Source organism: Lentzea sp. JNUCC 0626, from assembly GCF_043632865.1.
Taxonomy (GTDB): Bacteria; Actinomycetota; Actinomycetes; order Mycobacteriales; family Pseudonocardiaceae; genus Lentzea.
Genome location: NZ_CP171635.1, coordinates 1,978,883 through 2,003,396 on the forward strand (window position 1 = coordinate 1,978,883; position 24,514 = coordinate 2,003,396).

The following is a 24,514-nucleotide window of genomic DNA, read 5'->3' on the forward strand; positions in this document are numbered from 1 at the left end:
AGCAGAAGATGACGACCGGCCAGCTGTACAAGGACTCCGACCCCGAGTTGGTCGCCGAACGAGTGGCCGCCCAGCAGCTGGTCGACGAGTTCAACGCCACCCGCTCCGCCGACGTCATCACCAAGCTCTTCGGCTCCATCGGTGAGGGCTCCTGGGTCATGCCGCGCTTCCAGTGCGACTACGGCTACCAGATCCACCTGGGCTCCAACAGCTTCCTCAACTACGACGCCATCCTCATGGACTGCGCCACCATCACCATCGGCGACGACGTCTCCATCGGCCCGCGCGCCCAACTCCTCACCGCCCTGCACCCGATCGAGGACCACGAGGCCCGCCGCCAGCGCTTCGAGTCCGCCGCCCCCATCACCATCGGCGACAACGTGTGGCTCGGCGGCGGCGTCATCGTGTGCGCCGGCGTCACCATCGGCGAGAACTCCGTGATCGGAGCCGGTAGCGTCGTGACGCGCGACATCCCGCCGCGCGTGCTGGCCGTCGGCAATCCCTGCAAGGTGATCCGTGAGCTATGACAAACGCGTCGTCGAACCGCTGGTCCTGCTCGGCCTGACGGTCGTCGCCCTGGTGGCGTCCGGGATCGGCCCCTACTCGCGCGGCACCTGGTACCTGGAAGTCGCTCCCGTCGTGATCGGCGGGGGCATCCTCGTCGCCACCTTCCGCCGGTTTCCGCTCACGCCGCTGCTGTACCGGCTGCTGTTCCTGCACGCGCTGGTGCTGATCCTGGGCGGGCACTACACGTACGCGCGGGTGCCTGTGGGGTTCTGGGTGCAGGACCTCTTCGACCTGGCGCGCAACCACTACGACCGGTTCGGCCACTTCGTGCAGGGGTTCGTGCCCGCTGTGCTGGCGCGCGAGGTGTTGCTGCGGCGGACACCGTTGCGGCCGGGTGGGTGGCTGTTCGTGCTGGTCACGTCGGTGTGCCTGGCGTTCAGCGCGTGCTACGAGATGCTCGAGTGGCTGTCGGCCGTGCTGGGCGGGGAGGCCGCGGGGGACTTCCTCGGGACGCAGGGCGACGTGTGGGACACCCAGTGGGACATGTTCATGGCACTGCTGGGGGCGGTCATCGCGCAGCTGGTGCTGGCACGGGTGCACGACCGCCAGCTGGCAGGCCTGAGTGGAGTGGGAGACGGGCGCGCGGATGCTGGGTGAGCGGGCCATCGCGCACGTCGAAGCCCTTTCCTCCGGCGGCCCCCTGCCCCGCGACCTGCGTGTCACCCTCAACTTCCACCCTGGGCGAGGCGTCCTTGAACGACTGGCCCGCGACGGCGTCTACCGCTCCCAGTTCGAGACCGGCACCAGCAACGGCGGCCTCACCGCCCACCCCGGCGGCGACCGGTGGCAGTGGGAGAGCCGGCTCTTCGGCGGCGCCTACGACCACGACGAGCCCTCCGCGCGTCCCAAGTACGGCGCCCTCGACCACCGCCGACAGGGTTGCGGGGGAGCACCCCGCTTCGGCTCCGCCCACCTGCGGCTCACCGAAGCGGTCCTGGACCGCACCACGTTCTGCTACCCCGACAGCGTCTTCGAGCCGGTCGACTTCGGCACCGCGCGCCGCTTCGCCCTGCTGGACCACGCCGCCCCCGCCGACCTGCTCGACGACTACGTCGAAGCCCACGTACACGGCCCCGTCACGTTCGACGACGTGGAAGCCGTCGTGCTCGACCCGACCTTCCCCGAGGTCGACCTGCCCTGCCGCGTCGAACGCCACGCGGGCTTCCGCCTGTCCACACAGGACCTCCTGCGGCACGCCGACTACCGCACCCCCGAGTCGGTCGAACTGGGACTCGAACTCGCCCACGACGGCGCCCTCACCCCGGACCTGCTCGACACCGCCACCGCGCCACCCCAGGTCGTCAAGCACCTGTGGCACCACCTGGCGAGGTTCGGCTACCCCAGGTAGATCTCGGCCAGCCGCCGCACCGCCGCCGTCACCTGCTCCCGCAGCTCCACCGGCTCCAGCACCTCGACCTCACCGCCGAGCCGCAGCAACATCCCGGTCGCGTGCGACACCGACTCGATCGGGATCGTCACCCGCAACCAGTCGCCGTCCTCCACAACGGACTCCACGGCGGCACGGGCCACCAGCGGCAACACGTGCGAGTCGAAGACCTCCCACCCGCGCGCCGACAACCGGATCACCGCCGTTCCCGTGTACTGCCGCGCCTGGAAGTCCTCCAGCGACGCCGCCCAGTGCGCGGCCAGGTCGAAGCCGGCGGGCCGTTCGAACGGCTCCAGCACCTCGACCGACTGGATCTGCGCCACCCGGTACGTCGAGATCCGCGACGACCCCAGCGCCACCAGGTACCAGCGCCCCGCCTTCAGCACGAGACCGAGCGGCCTCAGCACGCGCGTCACGTCCTCGGGTGAGCGCCACCGCCGGTAGCCGACCTCGATCGTCCGCTCCCGCCACACCGCGTCCGCCACGACCTCCAGCAACGGCGAGCGCTCCGCGTCGGAGTACCAGGACGGCGCGTCGAGGTGGAACCGCGTGGCCATCCGCGAGGCCCGGTCGCGCATCGGCGTCGGCAACGCCGCCATCAGCTTCAACTGAGCCGCCGCCACCGCGTCGCCCAGGCCCAGGTCAGCGGCCGCTCCCGGCAGTCCGGCCAGGAACAACGACTCGGCCTCCTGCTCGGTCAACCCGGTCAGCCGCGTGCGGTAGCCGTCGAGCAGCTGGTACCCACCGGTGGGGCCCGCGTCGCCGTACAGCGGCACACCTGCGGCGTGCAGGGACTCCACGTCGCGGTAGATCGTGCGCACCGAGACCTCCAGTTCGGAGGCCAGTGCGGACGCCGTCATGCGGCCCTTCGTCTGCAACAGCAGGAGCAGGGACACCAGTCGGCTCGCACGCACGCGGAATACACTGACACACCCTGTCAGGGTTAGCTCATACGTTCGACCTATGGCTTTTTACGAGAAGCAGCTGGCGGTGAAGGAACCGCTGGTCGTCGCGGGCAGACGCGTCAAGCGCTACGAGGTGGTCACTCCCGGGCTGGAGATCACCGACGACATCCGCGACGCCGCCTACGCGTTCCTGCCGCGCATCTACCCCGACTTCGAGGACCCGACCCCTCCGGCCACGGTGACGGTGCTGCACCGCAGCGCGGCCGGCATGTACCTCAACGCGTACAACTGGGTCTGGGACAACGTGCTGCACTGCCGCACGGCCGTGTCGGGTGACCAGCCGTTCCTCGGCAGCACCGATCCCGATCTGCGCGCGTTCAGCGTCATCCCGAAGGACCTCATCGGCTGCGTCTGGGAGTTGCCGCCGCTGGAGCACGAACGGTCGGCCTGGGTGCGGCACGTCCTCGAACCCGACGCGCCCGACCTCGACGCCTACCTCGCCGACAGCCTCACCGCGGGACTGGTGGGCCGATGAACGACGAGTGGCAGGGCGCCGCGTCCCGGTAATGCGGTAAACCGGTGGACGGCGGCGTTAGGTTCGCAGACATGACCACACCGGAGAACGTCGTGCGCGCACTGGCCGAACCCGCGCGGCTGCGGGCCTACGCCGCCGTCGTCCTCGGAGCGGGCACGCTCACCGACGTCGCCGCCGCTTCCGGACTCAAGCCCAAGGACGCCGGCACGGCGCTCAACAAACTCCGCGAAGCCGGGCTGATCGAAGGCGAACCGGCCCGGCCCGCCGACCTCAAACCGCTCGCCGCGACGCTCACGGACGCCATGCCGGCGGACGGGCTCGCGCCGTTCGTCCAGAAGGACAAGCTCGTCTCCCTGCCGGTCGCCCATGAACGGCGCCGCAAGATCCTCGAGCACGTCGCCGCGCACGCCTTCACCGCGCGCACGTACTACGAGGAGAAGGAGATCAACGAGCGGCTCAGGGCGTGGTGCGACGGGGGAGAGGTCGACCACGTCACCATCCGCCGCTACCTAGTCGACCTGGGTCTGCTGGAGCGCGGCGGCGGCATGTACCAGGCTCAGCCTCTACCGATGTAAGGCATTGCCGTGGCCATCACGGTCATGAACTGCACGTTGGCGTTCAACGGCAACTGCGCCTGGTACAGCACGACGTCGGCGACGTGTTGCACGTCGAAGGTGGGCTCCGGCCGCACCTCGAAGTCGGCCTGCAGCACGCCGCCGCCCATCCGCGCGGTCATCTCCGTCGCCGCGTTGCCGATGTCGATCTGCCCGCACGCGATGTTGTGCGCGCGGCCCTCCAGCGACAACGACTTCGTCAGCCCGGTCATCGCGTGCTTGGTGGCGTTGTAGGCCACGGAGTGCGGGCGCGGCACCGACGCGGAGATCGAGCCGTTGTTGATGATCCGGCCGCCACCATGGGTTTTCATCACCTTGAACGCCTCGCGGGCGCACAGGAACGCGCCCGTCAGGTTCACCCCGACGACCTTCTCCCACGCGCCCAACGAGAACTCCTCGATCGGCGTGGCGCGGACGTTCATGCCCGCGTTGTTGAACAGCACGTCGACCCGGCCGAACCGGGCAACCACCGTTTCGAAAAGTGCCACGACCGAGTCCTCACGGGACACATCGGCCGGCACCACGAGAGCGCTCTCGGGAAAACCCTCTCCGGTCTCGATCAACGCGTCCTCGCGCCGTCCTGCCAGTGCCACCTGGAATCCCGCAGCCAGCAGGGTGCGCGCCGACGCGCGCCCCACACCCGATCCGGCACCCGTCACGACCGCCACAGCCATCGGTGATCTCCCCTCGATCCAGCGATTGCCCGAAGTGTCCCGTGTGGAGTAATTACCAGGGGTGGAGTGTGAAGAGGACACCTGCCTGCTGTGCGCGGGGTCCGGAACCATGTCGTGGCAACAACCCGTTCCCGGTCCGCAAGGCCTTGTGCTGCACGAGATGTCGCACCCGTGCCCACGCGGTTGCTCGGGCTGGTGGAAGCTGCCGAACGGCGAACGCAGAGGCATCGTCGCAGGCAATGTCGCACGTGCCAACGAGATTCCAGCTCGTCCGTCCACCCAGGCCTGATCACCGAGCGTGAACGATGGGGGTCACCCATTATTGCCGGGAGGGTCCCTGCTTGGCGGCTGCCCCCACTCCGAGTAGAAGCGGACACTGTTCTTCTGTGAAGGAGTGCAGCCGTTGCCTTGGTTCTGGGCTCAACGAGGACCGGACCGCCTGCCGGGTCTGCGGAGGCTTGGGTCAGGTCCCCGACCGCTAGCTGGGCCTATCTCTTCGTCATCAAGGTCGGGCCGAGGATCCGGCGGGCCAACCGCCGGGTCAACGACTTGGGCGCGGGCTTGGACTTCGCCGCCACGGCTGGCGCCGGAGTGGCTGCTGGTGCAGGTGGAGCGGGTGGTGCGGCCACCGGCTCGACACCGGGGATCGTGGCCTCATCGGGCTCGTGCGTCGGGAACTTCGCGAACACCTGGGTCTCCGCCTCGACATTGCCGGGCTGCTGCTGCTCGAACGGCACGCGAAGATCTTGCCATCGGCGTCATTCACGCCTCGAATGAGGGGTAACTCCCCGGTAACGAGGTGACCGGCGTCACGCAGCACACTGGGTGGTGGTGGCCCCAGGCGGAGTGTGATGACAGAAACGTCCGAGCGCGCGAACGTCGGCCCGCCCGACACACAGCTCTGGGAGCAGATCGCGCAGGGCGACCACGCCGCGTTCACCGAACTGTTCGAACGCCACGCCGAAGCGGTCTGGAACTACGCCTACCGGCTCACCGCGTCCTGGTCGCAGGCAGAAGACCTGCTCTCCGCCACGTTCCTGACGGCCTGGCGCAAACGCGGCGACGCCCAGCTCGTGCGCGACTCCGCCCTGCCGTGGCTCTACACCGTCACCGCCAACCGCGCCCGCACCGAGTGGCGTGCCAAGCGCAGGGCGTTGCGGCTGGTCACGAAACTGACCCCGCAGGACGAACGCGACCACGCCGACGACGTCGCCGCCCGCACCGACGCCCAGCGCCGTCTCGTGCAGGTCGTGGCCGCCATCGCGAAGCTGCCGAACTCCGAACGCGAGATCGCCCAGCTCTGCCTGCTCGGCCACGTGTCCGTAGCCGACGCCGCCACGCTCCTCGGCATCACCGAGTCGAGCGTCCGCGCCCGCGTCTCCCGCACTCGCGCCCGGCTGCGCGACCTCACCCCCGAGGACAACGCATGATCGACCAGCTGCCCGACCACCGCCCGTTGCCCGACGACGTCCGCCTGCGCGCCCGCCGACGCCTGTCCGAAGGCATGGACCCGCGCGCCCGCAACGGCAGGCCCGTGGTCATCGCCGCCGGCGTCGCCCTGCTCGCCGCCACGACCGTCTTCGCGAGCCAGGCCCTGCTCGGCAGTTCCGCCGAGATCGCGGGCCCGCCCATGCAGTACAACGGCGAGTTCGTCGGCAAGGACCGCAACGTCGTCAACAACGTCGGCAAGGGCCCGCTCGGCCCCGACATGATGGCCCGCTGCGTCGCCGCCGCGACCGCGCACCCACCGGCCGACCAGTGGTCGCTGATCGCGGTCAGCCACAAGAACGGCACGGTCCTCAGCGCGTTCCGGGCCCCGGCCGGCGTGTTCTTCTGCGCGAACACCGCCACGACCACCACGATCTCCGCCCCGGACGCGGCGCAGCTGGGGGAGGGCCGCCGCCAGGTGAAGGTCCTGTTCACCACCCCGACCGGCGCGATGGCGGGCCTGGTCTCGCCGGACGTGAAGTTCCTGAGCCTGACCCGCATCGCCGACTCCGGCTGGAACACCGCCTCACCCGGCCTCATCGACGGCCTGTTCCTCGCCCCCACCGGCTACGTCAAGGCGGAGACCGGCACGAAGGCCCTGGTCAACGGCCAGGAGTCCGCCCTGAGGGGCGTGCCGGGGCCGTCCGCGTCCGTGACCGACCTGCCCGCGCCCCCGGCCGACCGCAGCACGCCCGAGGCCCAGCAGCTCGCCGCGTGCATGCGGGACCGCGCCGTGCCGGACGCCGACCAGTTCTCCCACGGCGTCACCGTCAAGGTCAGCGCGACCAACACGATCGTGCTCGGCGGGTTCGGCAACCTGATGTTCTACTGCCTCGACGACGGCACCCAGCGCCGCGGCCTGGTCTACGACCTGCGCGAGACCGACGACATGGAGCTCGTGCTGGGCCAGTACGTCGGGTCGGTGCGCGCGTCGTACGACTTCGTGCCGGTCGAGGGCGGCGGCACCGCGAGTTCCAGCTACGCCGCCGTGGGGATCCTGTTCGACCCCGAGGTCGCCTCGATCACCTACACCGCTCCGGGTGCCGCGGACGTGCCTGCAGTGATCGGCAACGGGACGTTCGTGCTGGCCGCGCCGTTCGTCGAGAACCGGCCCGGCGCCCAGGTCGTGGTGCGCAACGCTCAGGGCGTCGTGATGGAGACGATCACGCCGAAGCGTTGAGGGCGGCGGCCACCCTGGCCGCGCGCTCGGGCGGCAGCGCGAAGCTGTTGGACGGGTTGCGGTAGGAGGAGATGCCGTTGTTGACGGCATAGCCCGGCCGGTCACTCCAGCGCGCCGGCCCTGGTTCTCCCTGCTCTTCGAGGAAGTAGGCGGCCAGGGCGTCGGCGTCGTCCACGGCGGTGCGGGCGCGCAGTGCCTCGGCCAGACGGTCGACGGCGTCGTCGGGTACGTCGGCGTCGGCGAACGCGGGCAGCAGGAGCAGCAGCCGGGCGTGCGGGTCGGAGGTGCTCCCGCCCGGCGGTGAGGCGTCCGCGGCCGCCACGAGTTCGGGCCACGACATGCCCTGGCCCATGTCAGCGCCGTCGTCGCCGGCGAAGCACTCGGCACTGTCCCAGTCGGGGTGGTGCACCAGGTAGTCGACGACGGTGTCGTGCTCGAGCGTGCGGTAGACCACGTGCAGGCGGTGGTCGCCCGCGAGCGGGACCGTGAACGCCGTGAAGCTGCCCGGCTCCCGCAGTTCGTCGTAGAGCTCGTTCGCGGCCTCGTAGTCCGCGCCGAACCAGGCCTCCCCGTACTCGTCGTCGCGCACGAAGCCGCCCAGGTGCGTGAGCCAGAACAAGGGCTCGTCCAGCAGTTCCGGCCGATGGTTGAGCGGGCCGAACTCGTAGCCCGGGATCGCACTGTTCGTCACGACGCCGATCTTTCCCTGGACGGATTGGTTAGCATAGCGAAGTGACTGTGCAGGCGCCGGCCGAGGCCGGGTACAAGTGGATCGCGCTGTCCAACACCACGCTGGGCATGCTCATCGCCACGATCAACTCCTCGATCGTGCTGATCGCGCTGCCCGACATCTTCAAGGGCATCGCGATCAACCCGCTCGACCCGGCCAACACCGGCTACCTGCTGTGGATGATCATGGGGTTCCTGGTCGTCACGGCCGTGCTGGTGGTGAGCTTCGGGCGGCTGGGCGACATGTACGGCCGGGCCCGCATGTACAACCTCGGCTTCGCGATCTTCACCGCGAGCTCGGTGATGCTCGCGATCACCTGGTTCGACGGGGACGCGGCCGCGTTGTGGCTGATCGGCTGGCGGGTCGTGCAGGGCGTGGGCGGGGCGTTCCTGATGGCGAACTCCTCGGCGATCCTCGCCGACGCCTTCCCGGTCACCCAGCGCGGCATGGCGTTGGGCATCAACGGGGTCGCGGCGATCGCCGGGTCGTTCCTGGGGCTGGTCATCGGCGGGCTGCTGGCGCCGGTCAACTGGAACCTGATCTTCATCGTGTCCGTGCCGTTCGGCCTGTTCGGCACGGTGTGGGCGTACCTCAAGCTGCGCGACACCGGCGAGCGGCGGCACGCCGAGATGGACTGGTGGGGCAACATCACCTTCGCCGTCGGGCTGATCGTGCTGCTCGTCGGCATCACCTACGGCATCCAGCCGCACGGCACCTCGCAGACCGGCTGGACCAGCCCGTTCGTGCTCACGTGCCTGATCGGCGGGCTCGCGACGCTCGTGGCGTTCGTCGTCATCGAGCACCGCGTGGCCAATCCGCTGTTCGACCTGCACCTGTTCCGGCTGCCGTCGTTCACGTGGGGCAACGTCGCGAACTTCGCCTCGGCGCTGGGGCGCGGCGGGTTGCAGTTCATCCTGATCATCTGGCTGCAGGGCATCTGGCTGCCGCTGCACGGCTACTCCTACGAGGAGACGCCGTTGTGGGCGGGCATCTACATGCTGCCGATGACCGTCGGGTTCCTGCTGGCCGCGCCGACGGCGGGCATCCTGTCCGACCGGCTGGGCAGCCGCGCGCTGGCGTTCAGCGGCAACGTCCTGACGGCCGTCACGTTCGCACTGCTCATCGCGCTGCCGGTGGACTTCCCGTACTGGGAGTTCGCGGTGATCCTGGTGTTCACCGGTGTCGGCATGGGCATGTTCTCCTCGCCCAACCGTGCCGAGGTCATGAACTCGTTGCCCGCCAACGCGCGCGGGTCCGGCAGCGGCATGATGACCACGTTCCAGAACACCGCGATGGTGCTGTCCATCGGGTTCTTCTTCAGCCTGATCATCGTCGGGTTCTCGCAGTCGCTGCCCGGCGCGATGCGCACGGGGCTGGTCGACCACGGCGTCTCGCAGACCGCGGCCGCCCAGGTCGCCGCGCTGCCCGCCGTGGCCGTGCTGTTCGCGGCGTTCCTCGGCTACAACCCGATCCAGCAGCTGCTCGGCGACCAGCTCGCGACGCTGCCGCCGGACCAGGCCGCGTTCCTCACCGGCCGCGGCTTCTTCCCGAGCCTCATCTCCGGACCGTTCGCGCAGGGGCTCGCGATCGCGTTCGGGTTCGCCATCGCGTTGTGCCTGGTGGCCGCGTTCGCGTCGCTCAAGACCGGGAAACCGGTCGACAACCGCGTCACGATTCGAGGGTGAGAACCGAACGCCTGACCCTGCGGCCGATGCGGCCGTCCGACGCGGACGCGCTGAGCGTGCTGCACGCCGACCCCGAGGTCATGCGCTACCTCGACCCCGCGCCGGTGGCGAACTACCTCGGGGAAAGCTTCCTCGCCGCGCACGAGAACGCGACGGGCCGGTTCGTCGGCTGGTTCGAGTTCAAGGGCACGCGCGAGGTCGAGCTCGGCTACCGGCTGCACCGCGAGTTCTGGGGGCTCGGCTACGCCACCGAGGGTGGCCGCGCGCTGATCGCACGCGGGTTCACCAGCGGAGACGTCGAACGGGTCGTCGCCACGACGATGTTCGTCAACGCGGGTTCGCGGCGCGTGATGGAGAAGTGCGGACTGCGCCACGTGCGCACGTTTCACCTCGACTTCCCCGATCCGTTGCCCGGCACGGAATACGGAGAGGCCGAGTACGCGCTTACGAGAGAGGAGTGGAAGCTGGTTCGGGGGGACGCGCATGTGGCAGACGGAAAAGGTTGACCTGGAGGCCTACTTCGCGCGAACGGGCGCTTCGGCGTCGAGTTCGCTCGCGGAGTTGCACGAGAAGCACGTCCTGACCATTCCGTTCGAGAACGTCGACGTGGTGCTCGGCAAGATCCCGTCACTCGATCTGGACGACATCCAGGACAAGATGCTGCACAAGACGCGCGGCGGTTACTGCTACGAACACCAACTGCTGTTCACCGCGGTTCTGGAACGACTCGGCTACACCGTGAGCCGGCAGATGGGCCGTGTGTTCACCGGTCCGCGCACGCATTTCCTGTCCATCGTGGACGACCAACTCGTCGACGTCGGGTTCGGCGCGGGCGTGCTGCGGCCGATGCCGTTGCGCGACGGCGTGGAGGTCGACCAGGCCGGGTGGCCGCACCGGCTGCGCCGCGAGGACAACCGCTGGGTGCTGGAGAAGCTCGAAGAGGACGGCTGGAAGCTCCAGCACGCCTTCGAGACCGGCGTCGAGCAGCGGCCCGTCGACTACGACGCCGCCAACTACTACGTCGCGACCCATCCGCGTTCGCCGTTCAGCCGCCAGCTCGTGGCCATGCGACTCGAACCCGGACTGAGCCGCCGGCTGATCGGCGGGAAGTTCGTCGTCGAACGCGCGGGGGAGAAACCTGAGAATTCTCAGGTTGACGACCTCGGAAAAACGCTGGAATCGCTGGACATCGTGCTCACCGAAGGGGAGCTGAGTCACATCGGCTCAACTCTGGGAACAAAAGAGGGCGCAAGTTCGTAATACCGGGTGTAAGGGGATCGCATTTCGGAGGTGTTGGAAATGACCACCGCGACTCCGTTCGCCACGGGAGCAAATTCCACGGGCGTCAACGCACTGCCCACCCCGCCCACGGGCTGGCCGATCGGTTCCTACGCGACCTACGAGGAAGCGCAGCGGGCCGTCGACCACCTGGCGGACAACAACTTCCCGGTCGCGGACGTCACCATCGTCGGCGTCGAGCCGATGATCGTCGAACGCGTCACCGGCCGTCTGACCTGGGGCCGCGTCCTCGGCGCGGGTGCCGCGTCGGGTGCCTGGTTCGGTCTGTTCGTCGGTCTGCTGCTGGGCCTGTTCTCCACCGGCGGCGCGCTCGCCCCGATCATCACGGGTCTGCTCGTCGGTACGGTGTTCGGCCTCGCCAGTGCGGCCGTCCGCTACTCCGCCACCCGCGGCAAGCGCGACTTCGTCTCGGTGACCCAGCTCGTGGCCGGGCGCTACGACGTGCTGAGCCACCCGCGCAACGCAGAACAGGGCAAGGACATGCTCACGAAGCTCGCGTGGCGAGGATGAGCACCCCGCTGACCGTCGACGAACTGCGCACCACGCTCGACGAGATCCGGCAGACCAGCGCCAGGCTCGGCGCGCAGGCCACGAACCTGGCCGCGCGCGCCGATCACGACCTGGGCCGCGACGTCGCCGAGATCGTCAAGGACCTCCGAGCGGCGGCCCGCCAACTGCGGGTCACGCAGCTGCTGCTGGAACCGGCCAAGGCCGATCTGGCAGCCTGATTCCCCGCTCCCACCACAGGAAACGCCGTCCCGCACCAGCGGGGCGGCGTTTCCGCTTTACTGGCGAAATGCCGATCTTGGGGGAAACGGTCCGCACTCACTGGTGGAGGTGCGCGCTCGTCGGCGCGGCCGCGGTGGTGTGCGTGCCGACGTCGAGTCTGTTCGGGGTGGTGCCGGTCCTGCTGTGGGCGGCGCTGGCCCGCACGCGAAGAACGGGCCTGATCGTCGGGTGCGTGCTCGTGGCGCTGCTGGCGTGGTTCGTGCTGCCGCGCTTCCTCGGTTTCGCCGGGCCGTGGGTGCCCTCCTACGTCGAGGTGTTCTGGCTCTACCCGGTGTTCGCCGCGCTCGTGTGCCTGCCTGCCGTGCCCCGCGAACGCAGCATCGCGGCGGGCGCGCTCGTGCTGACGACGATGGTGCTGACCGGCCTGATCGCGGCCGCGTTCGTGCTGCTCGTTCAGCTGGAGTCCAAGCCCGGTGACGAGGGGGTGCTGCCGGTCCCTGGTGGTGTGCAGGCCGTGGAGGGGACTGGCCACTGCGGGTCCGGCAACTGCTCGCGTGAGGTGACGGTCACGGGTGACCGCGCGCCGGAGGTGATGCGGGCGCACCTCGCGGAACGCGGCTTCACGCCCCGGTATCCGCTCGACTCCGGTGACGAACGGGTGTGCCGGGCGGACGGGCTCGTGTTCACCCACGAGGTGTGCGCGGAGTCCCGCACGCGGACGTCCACCGAGGTCAGGGTCGTCTGGTACGTGAGCTAGCTCGGCTGTCAGCGGGGTGAGCGGCACCTGTCAGCGGCCGCGACCAGCCTGGCGTCGTGACGATCACCCTGAAGGCCGGGAGCACCGCGATGTTCACCGGCGACTCGATCACCAGCTTCGAACGGCACGGCGGCGACGACCCTGCGGGCTACCCGCTGCAGGCCGCCGGACGGTGGTGCTTCGAGCATCCGGATAGGCCACTGACCTGGCTCAACACCGCCCACGCCGGCGACTCGACCGCCGACCTCGAGGCGCGCTGGGAGACCGACGTGCTCGCCGCGCGCCCCGACGTCCTCACGATCCTCGTCGGCATCAACGACGTCGGCAACGGCCGCACCCCCGAGGAGTTCGCCCACACCCTTTCGCGACTGCTCACGCCGTTGGACGGCACACCGCTGATCCTCGTCGAACCGTTCCTGCTGCCGGTCAGCACCGTCGTGCAGACCCGCCGCGGCCTGATCGGCGCACCCGAACGCGCGCGGTGGCGCGAGGCCCTCGACCCGATGATCACCGTCGTCCGCGAGCTCGCCCGCACGCACGGAGCGGAGTTGCTCGCCACCGACCGCATGTTCGCCGAACTGTCCGAACGGACCGGCCCCGAGCACTGGACCGACGACGGCGTCCACCCCAACGCCGCAGGTCACAGCGCTCTCGCGGAAGCCTGGCTGACCCTGGTCGACTAATCGCTCCGAGTTTCCGTAGGCCGTACGGTATTATTTCCGTATGGCCTACGGAAATGGGGTGGACGGATGGCCGCCGAACGCAGCGGCGGGGGAGACCCGGCGCGGACGCTGGCCCTGCTCTGGCGTGACCCGCCGGAGCCGAAACCGGTCGGCAGGAAACCGAAGGTGAGCGTCGACCAGATCATCACCGCGGCGATCGCGGTGGCCGACCGCGAAGGGCTCGGCGCGATGTCGATGGCCCGCGTCGCGCAGGAGTTGAGCGTCGGCACGATGTCGCTCTACACGCACGTGCCCGGCAAGGCCGAGTTGATCGACCTGATGACCGACACCGTGCTCCAGGAACGCGACCTCACCGCCGAGGGCACGTGGCGGGAGCGCGTCAAGCACTACGCGGACCGCACACGCGTCGTCTACCAGGCACATCCGTGGATGCGGGACGTGTCGATGGTGCGGCCGCCGCTCGGGCCGGGGCTGATGGACGGGCAGGAGTTCCTGCTGGCCGCCCTCGCCGACTCCGGGCTGGAACCGCGGCACGTCACCGTCGCGCACGTGGCCGTGGAGGGGTTCGTCCACGGCGCGGCGGCGTCCGAAGTGGACGATCAGCAGCTCGCGGCCACGACCGGGGAGTCCGGTGACTCGTGGTGGGGCGCGCGGCAGGTGTTCTGGGACGACTACTTCGACGTCGAGCGCTACCCGACGATGACGACCCTCTGGAACGCCGGCGCCTACGAGGTCGGGGACTCGCTCGCCGATCACGTGCACAACTCGTTCGACTACGGGCTCGACAAGCTGCTCGACGGCATCGAGGGAGGCATGCGATGACCACGCTCGTCACCGGTGCGACCGGCAACGTCGGCCGATTAGTGGTGAGAGGGCTCTCCGGGCACGTCCGCGCGATCACCCGCGACCCGGCCAAAGCATCGTTCCCGGAGCACGTCGAGACGGTGAAAGCCGACCTCGACGACCCGGACAGCCTGCCGTTCGACGGCGTCGAGAAGCTCTACCTGTTCGTGCACCCGCCGACCGCAGCCGAGGTCGTCGAACGGGCGGTGCGCGCAGGCGTGCGCAGGATCGTCACGTTGTCCTCGGGCGCGGTGACCTACGGCTACGACAAGACCCACCACCTGCCGGTCGAGCAGGCCGTCGAGGCGTCCGGCGTGGAGTGGACGCACCTGCGGCCCGGCGAGTTCGCGGCCAACAAGATCGACCTGTGGGGGCCGTCGATCCGCGCGGACGGCACGATCGTCCACCCGAACCCCGACGAGTTCGGCCAGCCCATCCACGAGGCCGACATCGCCGACGCCGCGATCAAGGTGCTCGAAGAGGACGGGCACGCGGGCCGCGCCTACGACCTGTCCGGACCCCCGCCGCTGTCCCAGCGCGACATGGCCCGCGACCTCAGTGCCGTGCTCGGGCGCGACCTGACGTTCCGCGACGTCACCGTCGAGCAGGCGCTGGAGTACTACGTGAGCGTCGGCTGGCCGCGTGAGATTGCCGAGTACGTGCTCGGCGTTGCCAGCTACGAGGGTGGTGAGGCCGACGACTTCTCCGACTACGAGTTCGTCGTGTCGCCGGACCTGGAACGGCTCACCGGGCGCCCGTACCGCACGTTCGCCGAGTGGGCCCGCGATCACGCGGCGGACTTCCGCGGCTGATCATCGGCGTCGATTCCGGCACCTCCTCGTTCGACGTACCTGTGAGGGCGAGGAGGTGCCGGTGCGGTTCATGGTGTTCGTCAGGAGTCCGGACGTGGCGGTGGCGCGGCACGCCGAGGCGTTGCTGCGCGCGGGTGTGCTGCTCGACGCGGGTGACCTGGTGCCGGACGCGTGCGGGGTGTCCGGGTACTGGCTGATCGACGTCCGCGACCACGAGGAGGCCGTCGAGCGGGTCAGGCGGATCGCGCTCCCGGCGTGCGTCGTGGAAATACGTCAGGTGGCTGTGGTCTGATTCCCCCATGGGGGCTACCTCGGTGCATCGCACCATCGACGCGGTCTGGCGGATGGAGTCGGCGAAGGTCATCGCCGCGCTCGCCCGGTACACCCGCGACGTCGGCCTGGCCGAGGAGATGGCCCAGGACGCGCTGGTCCAGGCGTTGGAGCAGTGGCCGGCCGAGGGCGTGCCGCGCAACCCCGGCGCCTGGCTCACCACCGCCGCCAAGCGCCGCGCGATCGACCAGATCCGCCGCCGCGAGAACCTCACCCGCAAGGTGGAGGAGATCGGCCGCGACGTCCAGGAGGCCACCCCGGACGCCAGTGAGGGCATCGAGGACGAGATCGGCGACGACCTGCTGAGCCTCATCTTCACCGCCTGCCACCCGGTGCTGGGCACCGAGGCGCGGGTCGCGCTGACGTTGAAGATGCTGGGCGGCCTCAAGACCGAGGAGATCGCCCGCGCGTTCCTGGTCAGCGACTCCACCGTCGCCCAGCGGATCGTGCGCGCGAAGAAGGCCCTGGCCGACGCCGGTGTGCCGTTCGAGGTCCCCGAAGGCCCCGAACTCGCACCGCGCCTCGCCAGCGTCCTCGAGGTCCTCTACCTGATCTTCAACGAGGGCTACTCCGCCACCCAGGGCGACGACTGGCTGCGCCCCGAACTGTGCGCCGAGGCGTTGCGGCTGGGCCGGGTGCTCGCCGAACTCGCGCCCAAGGAGGCCGAGGTCCACGGCCTGGTGGCGTTGATGGAGATCCAGGCCTCCCGCACCAAGGCCCGCACCGGCCCCGGCGGCGAACCCGTGCTGCTGCTGGAGCAGGACCGGGGCAAGTGGGACTGGCTGCTCATCGGCCGCGGTCTGAAGGCGCTGGAACGCGCCGAAGCCCTCAACCAGCCACCCGGCCCGTACTACGTGCAGGCCGCTCTCGCCGCGTGTCACGGCCGGGCCCGCCGCGCCGAGGACACCGACTGGCACCGCATCGCCTCCCTCTACCAGGTGCTCGCCGGCATCGCGCCGTCCCCGATCGTCGAGCTCAACCGCGCGGTGGCGTTGTCGATGGCGTTCGGCCCCGCCGCCGGGCTCGCGCTGGTGGACGAGATCGCGGGCGCGAAGGCGTTGCAGGGCTACCACCTGCTGCCCAGCGTGCGCGGCGACTTCCTGGTCAAGCTCGGCCGCACCGAGGAAGCACGCGCGGAGTTCGAGAAGGCCGCCTCGCTGACCCGCAACGAACGCGAGCGCACGTTGCTGCTGGACCGCGCCGCGAGCTGCTGACCCGGGACCCCTCCCGACACCACCGCCCTACGGTGCCGTCGTGACCAGGCGGGCGTGGACGGCGACCGCCGTCGTGCTGACCGGAATCCTCGCGGCCATCGGCTACCACGCGCTCCGCAGCCCCGCGCCGGACGACGAGGACCTCCTGCGCACGTGCGTCACCGCCGCCGCCCACCCCGGAGCCGCGGCGCTGTCCGGCGAACCGGTCACCCGCACGTTCGCGAACACCACCGGCGTGTACGAGCACCGGCCCGCCCTCGACCTGTCGCCGACCACCGACCCGGCCGACGTGCAGCAGGTGGCCTGCCTGCGCCGGACCAGATCCGGAGTCCAGCTCAACACCTGCCGCTACGGCAACGTCTCGGGCGTGGAGGCCGTCAGGACGAAGCTCTACCAAGGCGGCTGGGAGCTGACCGTGTACGAGGTCAGGACCGGCCGCCGGATCGCCGTCCGCGCACTCGCCGGAACGGCCGACTCGACCTGCCCACCCACCACGATCCTGCGCGGTGGAGAGGGCGACGACCACACCGAACCCGCCCGCGCCGACCTCGTGGCAGCGATCCGCGCCCGCTGAGCCGGGACCCCTCCCGACCCCACCGCCCTACGGTTCCGGCACAGGCCGGGGGTGGGGAGGGACGGAGCGGTGAGCGGGAATGAACCGCTCACCGCTCCGCCTGGGTCAGGTGAGCGCGAGCTTCACGCCCAGCGCCGCGAACGACGCCGCGAAGAACCGCCGCAGCCACACCATCACCCGAGGCCGCGCCAGCACCCGGTCGCGCATCGACGCCGCGAACACCCCGTACACGGCGAACACCGCGAACGTCAGCGCCATGAACACCGCGCTCAACGTCAGCATCTGCCCGAACCCCGTCGCGAACTGCGGCAGGAACGCCACGAAGAAGATCGTCAGCTTCGGGTTGAGCAGGTTGATCAGCACCGCCGACACCACGACCTTGCGCGCGGACGCCGGTGCCGCGGCGGTGTCGACGACCAGGTCGCTGCGGTCGCGCCACGTCGCCCACGCCAGGTAGATCAGGTACGCGACACCCAGGTACTTCACGATCTCGAACGCCAGCGCGCTCGCGTGCAGCAACGCCGCCAGCCCGGTGACGGTCGCCAGCACGTGCGGCACGATCCCCAGCGTGCAGCCGAACGCGGCGATCACGCTCGCCTTCCGCCCGTGCGCCAGACCGGCCGACAACGTGTACAGCACCCCGGTACCGGGCGTGGCGACCGCGATCAACGTCGTGATCAGGAATGCGAGGCTCATGCCCGCAACCCTGCCGCGCGACTGGTCCAGTTGACAGGTCCAAAAAACGCTCGCGAAGTTGGACCACTTCCGATGTCGAGAACCGGCCGTGAGTACCGTCCCTGGAGCATGAGCATCAAGAGCATGCACCACGTCGGAATGACCGTCACCGACCTCGCGGCCGCTGTCGCGTTCTTCGAGGAGCTCGGCATGGAGCTCGAAGGCAAGGCGCACATGGAAGGCGAGTTCGTCGACGGCGTCATCGGCCTCGACGGCTCGGTCAGCGAGATCGCGATGCTGAAGACCCCGGACGGCCAGTACCGCATCGAGTTCAGCCAGTTCGCGAAGCCCGACGCCATCGACGGCAGCTCGCACGCCCCCATCAACGCCCTCGGCCTGCGGCACGTCGCGTTCACCGTCGACGACCTCGACGACACCCTCGCCCGCATCAAGCCGCACGGCGGCGAGGTCGTCCGCAACGTCGAGAACTACAACGGCATGCTGAAGACCTGCTACGTCCGTGGCCCCGAGGGCATGCTCATCGAGCTGTGCGAGTACCTCACGTGAGAGCGCGCGCGTACGCCGTGGGCGACACACCGACGGTCTGCGTGAAGTCCCGGACGAGATGGGCCTGGTCGCTGTAGCCGAGGTCAGCGGCCAGATGCGCCCACTCGACGTCCGACTCGGCCCGCTCCAACGCCTCGTGGATGCGATACCGCAGGATGACCCACTTCGGGCTGACGCCGACGTAGTCCGCGAACAGCCGTTGCACCGACCGCACCGACATGCCGCACTCCCGCGCGAAGTCCGCGACCCGCTGGATCTCCCGGTCCTCCCGAATCCGTTGGACCAGGTCCATCGCGAGCGTCGCCTGTGGATCTGGGGTAGGCCCCATGCCCAGCAGGAACGCGTCCAGCGCCGCGACCCGTGCGTCCTCGTCCTCCACGTCGAGCACGAGCCGGGAGTCGACGTCGAGCCGCACGTGCCGCCCGGTCCACTCCGACACCGGCTCCGCGCGGAACGGCCGGAACCCACCGGGCCGGAACTGCACACCCGCGACGCGGATCAGCCCGTCGAGCGTCCGGCTGAACAGCCCAAGTCCCACGCCCGCGACTTCGGGCTGAGCATGTCCCCGCTCGAAGACAACGTTCACCGACGGGTGCGGCACGACGTGCGAGGTGTACGGCGCGTCCAGTTCACCGTCGATCAGCCAGTAGTGCTCCAGGTACGGCTGCAACTCCGCACACGGCATGCGCCGCCGGAACCGCACGCGGGCGAACAGCTCCCGCGCGTCCACGATCCCCCGAGTGTCCCGGCGCGGCCCCTGCACAGCGACAGATCCTAGGTTGGCGCGTTTCTTCAAGAGCACCAGTGCACGGAGAAATACCGTGACGGGCATGAAGCTCAGCGTTCTGCTCGACCGAGCCCGTGACCACGCACTACCCGTCATCGCGAACATCACCGACGACGACCTCACCAAGCCCACGCCGTGCGCCGACTACGACGTGAAAGCCCTGCTCGACCACCTGCTGCACGTCGTCGTCGAGTTCCAGAAGCTCGCCGCGAAGCAGGACGCCGACTTCAGCCACACCCCGGCCTACCCGGACTGGCGCGCCCAGTACCCGGCCGAGACCGCGAAGCTCGTCGACGCGTGGGGCGAACCCGGCGCCACCGAGGGCATCGCCGGCAACATGGGCATGCCCGCCCAGACCGTCGGCGGCCTGGTCCTGCTCGACCTCACCATCCACGCCTCCGACCTCGCCCAGGCCACCGGCCAGCGTTTCACGCCGGACGACGAGGTGTTCACCGAGGTCCACGCCCTGGTCACGCAGATGGGCCCGATGGCCACCGAGATGAACGTCTTCAAGGCCGCCGTCGAAGCACCCGCCGACGCCTCGCCGTTCGAGCAACTATTGGCCGCGACGGGCCGCGACCCCAGGTGGAATGCTTGACCGCATGCTGACGATCGGGTTGCTGGGCGGAATGAGCTGGGAGAGCACCGCGGAGTACTACCGGCTGGCGAACGTACTCGTACGCGAACGCCTCGGCGGCCTGCACTCCGCGAAGCTCGTGCTGCACTCCGTCGACTTCGCCGAGATCGAACGCATGCAGGTCGAGGGCCGCTGGGACGACGCCGGCGCCGCCCTGGCCGAAGCCGCCGCGAGCGTGCAGGCCGGTGGCGCCGACTTCCTGCTGATCTGCACCAACACCATGCACAAGGTCTACGACCAGGTGCAGGCCGCCGTCGACATCCCGGTGATCCACCTCGGCGACACGACGGCGGCGGCGATCCGTGCCGCGGGCATCACCACCGTCGGGCTGCTCGGCACCGGGTTCACGATGGACCAGCCGTTCTACCGCGAACGCCTGGAATCGCACGGCCTCAAGGTGCTCGTGCCGTCTGAGGAAGACCGCGCGACCGTGCACCGGATCATCTACGACGAACTGTGCCTGGGCGTCGTGCGCGACGAGTCACGGCAGGCGTATCAGCAGATCATCGCCGAGTTCGAGGGCGCCGAGGGTGTGATCCTCGGGTGCACCGAGATCGAGTTGCTGATCTCGCAGGCCGACGTGCCGTTGCCGGTGTTCCCGACAACCCGCCTGCACGTGGAGGCGGCCGTGGATCGGGCGATCCAGACGAAATCTGGGAACAACTGATCCACTCGCGCCTGCAACGCGGCCACGCAGCGAACTGTCCTAGTCACTGAGGGCTATTCCTTCTTCAGTGAACTAGGGGAGTTCGCGTTGAAACGATCACACATCGCCCTGGGGCTGACGGCTGTCGTGGTTGCCGCCACGGCAGCCGTTCCCGCCTCCGCGGCGCCGCAGGACCAGCAGGTGCGCGCAGGCGACCTGACCACCAGGGTCACGCTCGTGACCGGTGACCAGGTCGTCGTCAACAAGGGCCACGTCGAGGCCAGAGGCGCCAAGGGCAGGGAGAACGTCGGGTTCCGCACGTTCACCGACGCGCGGGGCGACCTGCACGTCATCCCGCTCGACGCCCAGGCCCGGCTGGGCTCCGGCGAACTCGACGAGCGGCTGTTCGACGTCTCGCTGCTCGCGAGATCCGGCTACGACGACGACTCCAGCAAGACGCTTCCGCTGATCGTGCAGGGGCAGGGGATCAGCGCGGCGAACGCCGAGGCGTTGCCGAGCATCGACGCCCGCGCGATCACGGTCGCGCGGGACAGCGGGTTCTGGACCGGCGCCCGAGCCGCGGGCACCGGCAAGATCTGGCTCGACGGCAGGGTGACCGCGTCCCTGGACCGCAGCGCCGCGCAGATCGGCGCGCCCCAGGCGTGGGAGAAGGGCTTCACCGGCAAGGACGTCACCGTCGCGATCCTCGACACCGGCGTCGACGAGACCCATCCCGACCTCGCCGGCGCGGTGCTCGAGTCGAAGAATTTCTCCGACAGCGCCACCACCGACGACATGGTCGGACACGGCACGCACGTCGCGTCCACGGTCACCGGTGACGGCAAGTACAAGGGCATCGCGCCCGACGCCAAGCTGATCAACGGCAAGGTGCTCGGCGACTTCGGCGGCGGCCGCGAGAGCGACATCATCGCCGGCATGGAGTGGGCCGCGGCCAAGGCCAAGGTCATCAACATGAGCCTCGGCAGTTCGTGGCCCGAGGAGGGCACCGACCCGATGTCGCTCGCCCTCAACCGCCTCACCGAGCAGACCGGCGCGTTGTTCGTCGTCGCGGCCGGCAACTCCGGTGGCCCGATCGGGTCGCCCGCGTCCGCCGACGCAGCCCTCACCGTCGGCGCCGTGGACCGTGACGACAGCCTCGCGAGCTTCTCCTCGCGTGGCCCGCGCTGGGTCAACAACGCGGTGAAGCCCGACATCACCGCGCCGGGCGTCGGCATCGTGGCCGCGAAGGCGAAGAACGGCCGCATCGGCACGCCCGTCGGCGACGGGCACGTGGCGTTGGACGGCACGTCGATGGCCACCCCGCACGTGGCCGGAGCGGCGGCGATCCTCGCCTCGAAGAACCCGGCGTGGAAGGCCGAGGACATCAAGGCGGCGTTGATGAACAGCGCCAAGCCCAACCCGTCGCTCACGATCTACGACCAGGGTGCCGGACGTCTCGACGTGGGCCGCGCCGTGTCCGCCGCCGTCACCACGAACCACGGCAGCTTCTCGCTGGGCACCGCGTTGTGGCCGCACGACGACGACCAGCCCATCACGCAGAAGGTGACCTACCGCAACCCCGGCACGACCGACGTGACGCTCGACCTGAGCATCGCCGAGGCCAAGCCCGCCGCGGGCCTGCTCACGGTCGCACCGGCCAAGCTCACCGTTCCCGCTGGTGGCAGCGCGGACGCCGTCATCACCGCCGACACCCGCGCGTCCGTGCCCGACGGCATCTACGGCGCCGTCGTCCTGTCCTCCGACGGCACCCGCGTGCCGGTCGGCGTGGTGAAGGAGGTCGAGAGCTACAACGTCACGCTGAAGTTCGTCGACGGCACCGGCACGCCGACGGGGAACTACAACTACCGGTTCGTCAGCCTCGCCGAGCCGCAGGCGTACTTCCGCTTCGACCCGTCCGGCACGATCGTGCAGCGCCTGCCCAAGGGCAAGTTCTTCTTCGACTCGTCGGTCTACACGCCCGACGCCGACCCGACGAAGCGCGGCGTCAGCACGATCGCCATCGAACCGGCGTTCAGCGTCACCGGCGACACGACGCTCATCGTCAGCGGCCGCGACGGCAAGAAGCCTTCGATCGGGGTGGAGAAGGAGACCGCGACCGCCCAGGCCGAACTGGCGTTCAGCCTCGAAGCCCCGTGGGGCGGCACCGGCACGACGTGGATCCTGAACGACTTCGAGGGCGTCGCCGTCCGCCCGTCCACGACGAGCTACCCGGAGTTCTCGTTCCACGCGCAGAGCGTCATGGCCAAGCCGGACGGCAAGGGCGGCTTCGCGGGCAGCCCGTACCAGTACTACGTCCGCATCGCCGAGAAGACCCGCGTCCCGGCCGACGTCCAGCGCGTCGTGAAGGACCGCGACCTGGCCCGCGTCGACTCGGTCGTGCACTCCCGCGTCGCGGGCTCCGGCGGCCAGCGCGACTACGGCGCCTCGGGCCCGCTCCCGTTGCGCCTCAAGGAGTTCTACACGCCGAACGTCCCCTGGACGGGTTCGCTGAACGAGCAGGCGACCCCCGGCGGACCCGAGATGATCGGCTACCAGTTCGGCGTCGTGCCGCGCGTGTTCAAGCAGGGCAGGACGGTCACCGAGCACTGGAACAGCGCGGTCTTCGGTCCCGGCGTGCCGCACGACGGGCAGAACGTCCGGTTCGCGGGCCGTGTCGGCAACCTGCTGCGCCTCGACGTGCCGCTCTACAGCGCGCAGAACTCCTACGGCTCGACGGGCGAACGTGACGCGCGCACGGTCGTGAAGGCCGACGGCCAGGTGATCTCCGACGTGCCGTACTCGGGTTCGGCGAACGTGCAGAACGCGCCGGCGGAGCGGAAGCGCTACACCGTCGAGACCACCTCTGCCCGCGACGGCCTGTCGTCGAAGGTGGATGCGACCTGGTCGTTCTACTCGGAGAACGTGCCGGGCGAGGAGTTCAAGTCGATCCCGCTGCTGGCCGTCCGGTTCGCACCGCAGCTGGACGCCCACAACCGCGCCGGACGCGTCGTCACCGTGCCGATCACGGTGGAGCGCAACGGAACGGGGCCCGTCACGAACATCAAGGACCCGGCGGTGCAGGTGTCCTACGACGAGGGCAAGACGTGGAAGCCGGTGCCGCTGCGCAAGAACCGCGCAGGCTGGCAGGTCACGTTGATCCACCCGCACGGTGCCAAGAACGTGTCGTTCAAGGCTCGGGCGGCGGACGCGGGTGGTGACGTCCAGCAGACGATCATCCGCGCGTACGACCTGAAGTGAGCGCTGGTGAGGGGGCTTTGGCCCCCTCACCGTCAGGCGGTGATGTGCCGCACGACCGCCGCCAGCGACAGTTCGCGCGGTTGAGCGGTGTCCACGACGAACGCCTCCCCGTGCCACGAGGGGAACCCGGCCAGTCGCCGCTGCACGTCCGCCCAGTCACCCGCGTCGTGCCAGCCGGGGATGCCCCGGCTGCGGCCCTCGACCCTCTCGCGGTGGACGTCCGGGTCGGAGCACCGCACCTCGACCGCGCGGAACTCCGCCCCGGCCCGGCGTGCCAGACTGCGCCAACGATCCCGGACCGCCACCCGCTCGCTTGGGTGGTCGAGGATCACGGACTGCCCGGCGTCCAGCTGCCGCAGCGCCAGCGTGGTCAGCAGCTCTTCGGCGATCTCCATCGACTCCTCGAAGTGCCGACCGCCGAACGGGGTCAGCGCGCCGAGCAACCAGTCGGTGGCGAACACCGGGAACCCCAATTCGGCGCCCGCCGCGTCGGCCAGGGTGCTCTTCCCGCTGCCGGGCACCCCGGAGAACACGACCAGCCGGGCATTCGCGGCAGACGGCAGGTCGTGCTCCGCGAAGTCGTCCGGCAACCTCGGTGTCAGATCGGTCGGCACCAGCCCGACCACCCACGTGGACGTGATCCGATGTGGCCGCGCGGCCTCGACGACGCAGGTCACGACGTCGACGGTGCCGTCGTGGCGCCGGATCCGCGCCCGCGCTGTCGTGTCGCCGACGTCGAGACCCACCACGACGACCGGCTCGTACCCGGCTGCGCGACCACGGGTGACCTCGACGTACCTCTCCGGCGTGACGAACGAGGTGAACTCGGGAGCGAGCACGTCGGACGCGTCCGCTCCCCAGCCGGGTGTCCCGTCCAGTCCGTCCAGAACCCATTCCAGCCGCGCCAGAGCGGGGCTGGTTCCGACACGTCGCACTGG

Annotated in this window: 30 protein-coding genes; 23 read left to right on the forward strand and 7 right to left on the reverse strand. The window is 69.7% G+C overall.

Annotated features, from left to right (window positions below; translation table 11 throughout):
- The first annotated feature begins 8 nt into the window (after positions 1-8).
- Genes JNUCC0626_RS08675 through JNUCC0626_RS08685 form a run of 3 tightly spaced genes read left to right on the forward strand, consistent with a single transcriptional unit; the run spans position 9 to position 1,915 of the window.
- Positions 9-527 carry a sugar O-acetyltransferase gene (locus tag JNUCC0626_RS08675; RefSeq protein WP_394621995.1) on the forward strand — a complete coding sequence of 173 codons (519 nt, stop codon included), beginning with the start codon at positions 9-11 and terminating at the stop codon, positions 525-527.
- Positions 517-1,164: a DUF2238 domain-containing protein gene (locus JNUCC0626_RS08680; protein ID WP_394619156.1), complete on the forward strand. Its 648-nt coding sequence runs from the start codon at positions 517-519 to the stop codon at positions 1,162-1,164. Before JNUCC0626_RS08675 ends, JNUCC0626_RS08680 begins: the two co-directional genes overlap by 11 nt.
- Entirely contained in the window at positions 1,130-1,915 is a 786-nt protein-coding gene (locus JNUCC0626_RS08685; RefSeq protein WP_394619157.1) for a DUF3626 domain-containing protein, read from the forward strand. The genes JNUCC0626_RS08680 and JNUCC0626_RS08685 overlap by 35 nt, the downstream gene beginning before the upstream one ends.
- Here JNUCC0626_RS08685 and JNUCC0626_RS08690 read toward each other — a convergent pair.
- Positions 1,903-2,868, reverse strand: coding sequence for a helix-turn-helix transcriptional regulator (locus JNUCC0626_RS08690; protein ID WP_394619158.1), 966 nt, complete (start codon positions 2,866-2,868; stop codon positions 1,903-1,905). The genes JNUCC0626_RS08685 and JNUCC0626_RS08690 overlap by 13 nt on opposite strands.
- Before the next feature lie 49 nt (positions 2,869-2,917).
- On the opposite strand from JNUCC0626_RS08690, the gene JNUCC0626_RS08695 reads away from it, so the two are divergent.
- Together JNUCC0626_RS08695 and JNUCC0626_RS08700 are read left to right on the forward strand one after the other, a co-directional pair.
- Positions 2,918-3,394: a hypothetical protein gene (locus JNUCC0626_RS08695; RefSeq protein ID WP_394619159.1), complete on the forward strand. Its 477-nt coding sequence runs from the start codon at positions 2,918-2,920 to the stop codon at positions 3,392-3,394.
- A gap of 71 nt (positions 3,395-3,465) precedes the next feature.
- Positions 3,466-3,969, forward strand: coding sequence for a DUF2087 domain-containing protein (locus JNUCC0626_RS08700; RefSeq protein WP_394619160.1), 504 nt, complete (start codon positions 3,466-3,468; stop codon positions 3,967-3,969).
- Here JNUCC0626_RS08700 and JNUCC0626_RS08705 read toward each other — a convergent pair.
- Together JNUCC0626_RS08705 and JNUCC0626_RS08710 are read right to left on the reverse strand one after the other, a co-directional pair.
- Entirely contained in the window at positions 3,951-4,682 is a 732-nt protein-coding gene (locus JNUCC0626_RS08705; protein ID WP_394619161.1) for an SDR family oxidoreductase, read from the reverse strand. The genes JNUCC0626_RS08700 and JNUCC0626_RS08705 overlap by 19 nt on opposite strands.
- A 488-nt stretch (positions 4,683-5,170) precedes the next feature.
- Positions 5,171-5,419 (reverse strand): hypothetical protein, encoded by a 249-nt coding sequence (locus tag JNUCC0626_RS08710; RefSeq protein WP_394619162.1) that lies wholly within the window; start codon positions 5,417-5,419, stop codon positions 5,171-5,173.
- Positions 5,420-5,533: 114 nt separating this feature from the next.
- On the opposite strand from JNUCC0626_RS08710, the gene JNUCC0626_RS08715 reads away from it, so the two are divergent.
- Positions 5,534-6,112, forward strand: coding sequence for an RNA polymerase sigma factor (locus JNUCC0626_RS08715; RefSeq protein ID WP_394619163.1), 579 nt, complete (start codon positions 5,534-5,536; stop codon positions 6,110-6,112).
- Positions 6,109-7,350, forward strand: a complete 1,242-nt coding sequence (locus JNUCC0626_RS08720; RefSeq protein ID WP_394619164.1) for a hypothetical protein — start codon at positions 6,109-6,111, stop codon at positions 7,348-7,350. Before JNUCC0626_RS08715 ends, JNUCC0626_RS08720 begins: the two co-directional genes overlap by 4 nt.
- On the opposite strand, the gene JNUCC0626_RS08725 is transcribed toward JNUCC0626_RS08720, so the two are convergent.
- Complete coding sequence (locus JNUCC0626_RS08725; protein ID WP_394619165.1) at positions 7,334-8,041, reverse strand: hypothetical protein; 708 nt, start codon at positions 8,039-8,041, stop codon at positions 7,334-7,336. The genes JNUCC0626_RS08720 and JNUCC0626_RS08725 overlap by 17 nt on opposite strands.
- A gap of 107 nt (positions 8,042-8,148) precedes the next feature.
- On the opposite strand from JNUCC0626_RS08725, the gene JNUCC0626_RS08730 reads away from it, so the two are divergent.
- From JNUCC0626_RS08730 to JNUCC0626_RS08785, 12 genes are all read left to right on the forward strand, one after another.
- Positions 8,149-9,765: an MFS transporter gene (locus tag JNUCC0626_RS08730; protein ID WP_394621996.1), complete on the forward strand. Its 1,617-nt coding sequence runs from the start codon at positions 8,149-8,151 to the stop codon at positions 9,763-9,765.
- Positions 9,762-10,271, forward strand: coding sequence for a GNAT family N-acetyltransferase (locus tag JNUCC0626_RS08735; protein ID WP_394619166.1), 510 nt, complete (start codon positions 9,762-9,764; stop codon positions 10,269-10,271). The genes JNUCC0626_RS08730 and JNUCC0626_RS08735 overlap by 4 nt, the downstream gene beginning before the upstream one ends.
- Positions 10,249-11,025: an arylamine N-acetyltransferase family protein gene (locus JNUCC0626_RS08740; protein ID WP_394619167.1), complete on the forward strand. Its 777-nt coding sequence runs from the start codon at positions 10,249-10,251 to the stop codon at positions 11,023-11,025. The genes JNUCC0626_RS08735 and JNUCC0626_RS08740 overlap by 23 nt, the downstream gene beginning before the upstream one ends.
- A gap of 39 nt (positions 11,026-11,064) precedes the next feature.
- Complete coding sequence (locus tag JNUCC0626_RS08745) at positions 11,065-11,574, forward strand: general stress protein (RefSeq protein ID WP_394619168.1); 510 nt, start codon at positions 11,065-11,067, stop codon at positions 11,572-11,574.
- Positions 11,571-11,792: a hypothetical protein gene (locus JNUCC0626_RS08750; protein WP_394619169.1), complete on the forward strand. Its 222-nt coding sequence runs from the start codon at positions 11,571-11,573 to the stop codon at positions 11,790-11,792. The genes JNUCC0626_RS08745 and JNUCC0626_RS08750 overlap by 4 nt, the downstream gene beginning before the upstream one ends.
- Positions 11,793-11,860: 68 nt before the next feature.
- Positions 11,861-12,550 (forward strand): hypothetical protein, encoded by a 690-nt coding sequence (locus JNUCC0626_RS08755; RefSeq protein WP_394619170.1) that lies wholly within the window; start codon positions 11,861-11,863, stop codon positions 12,548-12,550.
- Between the two features lie 56 nt (positions 12,551-12,606).
- A complete protein-coding gene (locus JNUCC0626_RS08760; RefSeq protein WP_394619171.1) occupies positions 12,607-13,233 on the forward strand; it encodes an SGNH/GDSL hydrolase family protein in 627 nt (208 codons plus the stop codon).
- Positions 13,234-13,299: 66 nt separating this feature from the next.
- Complete coding sequence (locus JNUCC0626_RS08765) at positions 13,300-14,055, forward strand: TetR/AcrR family transcriptional regulator (protein WP_394619172.1); 756 nt, start codon at positions 13,300-13,302, stop codon at positions 14,053-14,055.
- Positions 14,052-14,888 carry an NAD(P)H-binding protein gene (locus JNUCC0626_RS08770; protein WP_394619173.1) on the forward strand — a complete coding sequence of 279 codons (837 nt, stop codon included), beginning with the start codon at positions 14,052-14,054 and terminating at the stop codon, positions 14,886-14,888. The genes JNUCC0626_RS08765 and JNUCC0626_RS08770 overlap by 4 nt, the downstream gene beginning before the upstream one ends.
- Before the next feature lie 61 nt (positions 14,889-14,949).
- Positions 14,950-15,180, forward strand: coding sequence for a hypothetical protein (locus JNUCC0626_RS08775; RefSeq protein WP_394619174.1), 231 nt, complete (start codon positions 14,950-14,952; stop codon positions 15,178-15,180).
- A gap of 7 nt (positions 15,181-15,187) precedes the next feature.
- On the forward strand, positions 15,188-16,432 hold the full coding sequence (locus JNUCC0626_RS08780) for an RNA polymerase sigma factor (RefSeq protein ID WP_394619175.1): 1,245 nt from the start codon (positions 15,188-15,190) through the stop codon (positions 16,430-16,432).
- Between the two features lie 40 nt (positions 16,433-16,472).
- Positions 16,473-17,006 carry a hypothetical protein gene (locus JNUCC0626_RS08785; protein WP_394619176.1) on the forward strand — a complete coding sequence of 178 codons (534 nt, stop codon included), beginning with the start codon at positions 16,473-16,475 and terminating at the stop codon, positions 17,004-17,006.
- A gap of 105 nt (positions 17,007-17,111) precedes the next feature.
- Here the strand turns inward: JNUCC0626_RS08785 and JNUCC0626_RS08790 are convergent, their stop codons facing one another.
- Complete coding sequence (locus JNUCC0626_RS08790; RefSeq protein ID WP_394619177.1) at positions 17,112-17,702, reverse strand: LysE family translocator; 591 nt, start codon at positions 17,700-17,702, stop codon at positions 17,112-17,114.
- A gap of 108 nt (positions 17,703-17,810) precedes the next feature.
- On the opposite strand from JNUCC0626_RS08790, the gene JNUCC0626_RS08795 reads away from it, so the two are divergent.
- A complete protein-coding gene (locus JNUCC0626_RS08795; RefSeq protein ID WP_394619178.1) occupies positions 17,811-18,248 on the forward strand; it encodes a VOC family protein in 438 nt (145 codons plus the stop codon).
- Here the strand turns inward: JNUCC0626_RS08795 and JNUCC0626_RS08800 are convergent.
- The gene (locus JNUCC0626_RS08800; protein ID WP_394619179.1) at positions 18,241-19,011 is read right to left on the reverse strand and encodes a DUF6597 domain-containing transcriptional factor; all 771 of its coding nucleotides are present in this window, start codon (positions 19,009-19,011) and stop codon (positions 18,241-18,243) included. The genes JNUCC0626_RS08795 and JNUCC0626_RS08800 overlap by 8 nt on opposite strands.
- Before the next feature lie 67 nt (positions 19,012-19,078).
- Between JNUCC0626_RS08800 and JNUCC0626_RS08805 the strand changes: the two genes are divergently transcribed.
- From JNUCC0626_RS08805 to JNUCC0626_RS08815, 3 genes are all read left to right on the forward strand, one after another.
- On the forward strand, positions 19,079-19,633 hold the full coding sequence (locus tag JNUCC0626_RS08805; RefSeq protein WP_394619180.1) for a TIGR03086 family metal-binding protein: 555 nt from the start codon (positions 19,079-19,081) through the stop codon (positions 19,631-19,633).
- Positions 19,634-19,637: 4 nt separating this feature from the next.
- A complete protein-coding gene (locus JNUCC0626_RS08810) occupies positions 19,638-20,339 on the forward strand; it encodes an aspartate/glutamate racemase family protein (protein WP_394619181.1) in 702 nt (233 codons plus the stop codon).
- Positions 20,340-20,426: 87 nt separating this feature from the next.
- Complete coding sequence (locus tag JNUCC0626_RS08815) at positions 20,427-23,576, forward strand: S8 family peptidase (protein WP_394619182.1); 3,150 nt, start codon at positions 20,427-20,429, stop codon at positions 23,574-23,576.
- 32 nt (positions 23,577-23,608) lie between these two features.
- Here the strand turns inward: JNUCC0626_RS08815 and JNUCC0626_RS08820 are convergent, their stop codons facing one another.
- Positions 23,609-24,511, reverse strand: a complete 903-nt coding sequence (locus JNUCC0626_RS08820; protein WP_394619183.1) for an AAA family ATPase — start codon at positions 24,509-24,511, stop codon at positions 23,609-23,611.
- Positions 24,512-24,514 lie beyond the last annotated feature (3 nt).

Bases quoted from the DNA above. Each gene is read 5' to 3' on its own strand.
- JNUCC0626_RS08675 (WP_394621995.1), top strand. From the start codon at position 9: ATGACGACCGGCCAGCTGTACAAGGACTCCGACCCCGAGTTGGTCGCC.
- JNUCC0626_RS08695 (WP_394619159.1), top strand. From the start codon at position 2,918: ATGGCTTTTTACGAGAAGCAGCTGGCGGTGAAGGAACCGCTGGTCGTC.
- JNUCC0626_RS08700 (WP_394619160.1), top strand. From the start codon at position 3,466: ATGACCACACCGGAGAACGTCGTGCGCGCACTGGCCGAACCCGCGCGG.
- JNUCC0626_RS08705 (WP_394619161.1), bottom strand. From the start codon at position 4,682: ATGGCTGTGGCGGTCGTGACGGGTGCCGGATCGGGTGTGGGGCGCGCG.
- JNUCC0626_RS08715 (WP_394619163.1), top strand. From the start codon at position 5,534: ATGACAGAAACGTCCGAGCGCGCGAACGTCGGCCCGCCCGACACACAG.
- JNUCC0626_RS08720 (WP_394619164.1), top strand. From the start codon at position 6,109: ATGATCGACCAGCTGCCCGACCACCGCCCGTTGCCCGACGACGTCCGC.
- JNUCC0626_RS08730 (WP_394621996.1), top strand. From the start codon at position 8,149: ATGCTCATCGCCACGATCAACTCCTCGATCGTGCTGATCGCGCTGCCC.
- JNUCC0626_RS08740 (WP_394619167.1), top strand. From the start codon at position 10,249: ATGTGGCAGACGGAAAAGGTTGACCTGGAGGCCTACTTCGCGCGAACG.
- JNUCC0626_RS08745 (WP_394619168.1), top strand. From the start codon at position 11,065: ATGACCACCGCGACTCCGTTCGCCACGGGAGCAAATTCCACGGGCGTC.
- JNUCC0626_RS08750 (WP_394619169.1), top strand. From the start codon at position 11,571: ATGAGCACCCCGCTGACCGTCGACGAACTGCGCACCACGCTCGACGAG.
- JNUCC0626_RS08755 (WP_394619170.1), top strand. From the start codon at position 11,861: ATGCCGATCTTGGGGGAAACGGTCCGCACTCACTGGTGGAGGTGCGCG.
- JNUCC0626_RS08765 (WP_394619172.1), top strand. From the start codon at position 13,300: ATGGCCGCCGAACGCAGCGGCGGGGGAGACCCGGCGCGGACGCTGGCC.
- JNUCC0626_RS08770 (WP_394619173.1), top strand. From the start codon at position 14,052: ATGACCACGCTCGTCACCGGTGCGACCGGCAACGTCGGCCGATTAGTG.
- JNUCC0626_RS08780 (WP_394619175.1), top strand. From the start codon at position 15,188: ATGGGGGCTACCTCGGTGCATCGCACCATCGACGCGGTCTGGCGGATG.
- JNUCC0626_RS08790 (WP_394619177.1), bottom strand. From the start codon at position 17,702: ATGAGCCTCGCATTCCTGATCACGACGTTGATCGCGGTCGCCACGCCC.
- JNUCC0626_RS08795 (WP_394619178.1), top strand. From the start codon at position 17,811: ATGAGCATCAAGAGCATGCACCACGTCGGAATGACCGTCACCGACCTC.
- JNUCC0626_RS08805 (WP_394619180.1), top strand. From the start codon at position 19,079: ATGAAGCTCAGCGTTCTGCTCGACCGAGCCCGTGACCACGCACTACCC.
- JNUCC0626_RS08810 (WP_394619181.1), top strand. From the start codon at position 19,638: ATGCTGACGATCGGGTTGCTGGGCGGAATGAGCTGGGAGAGCACCGCG.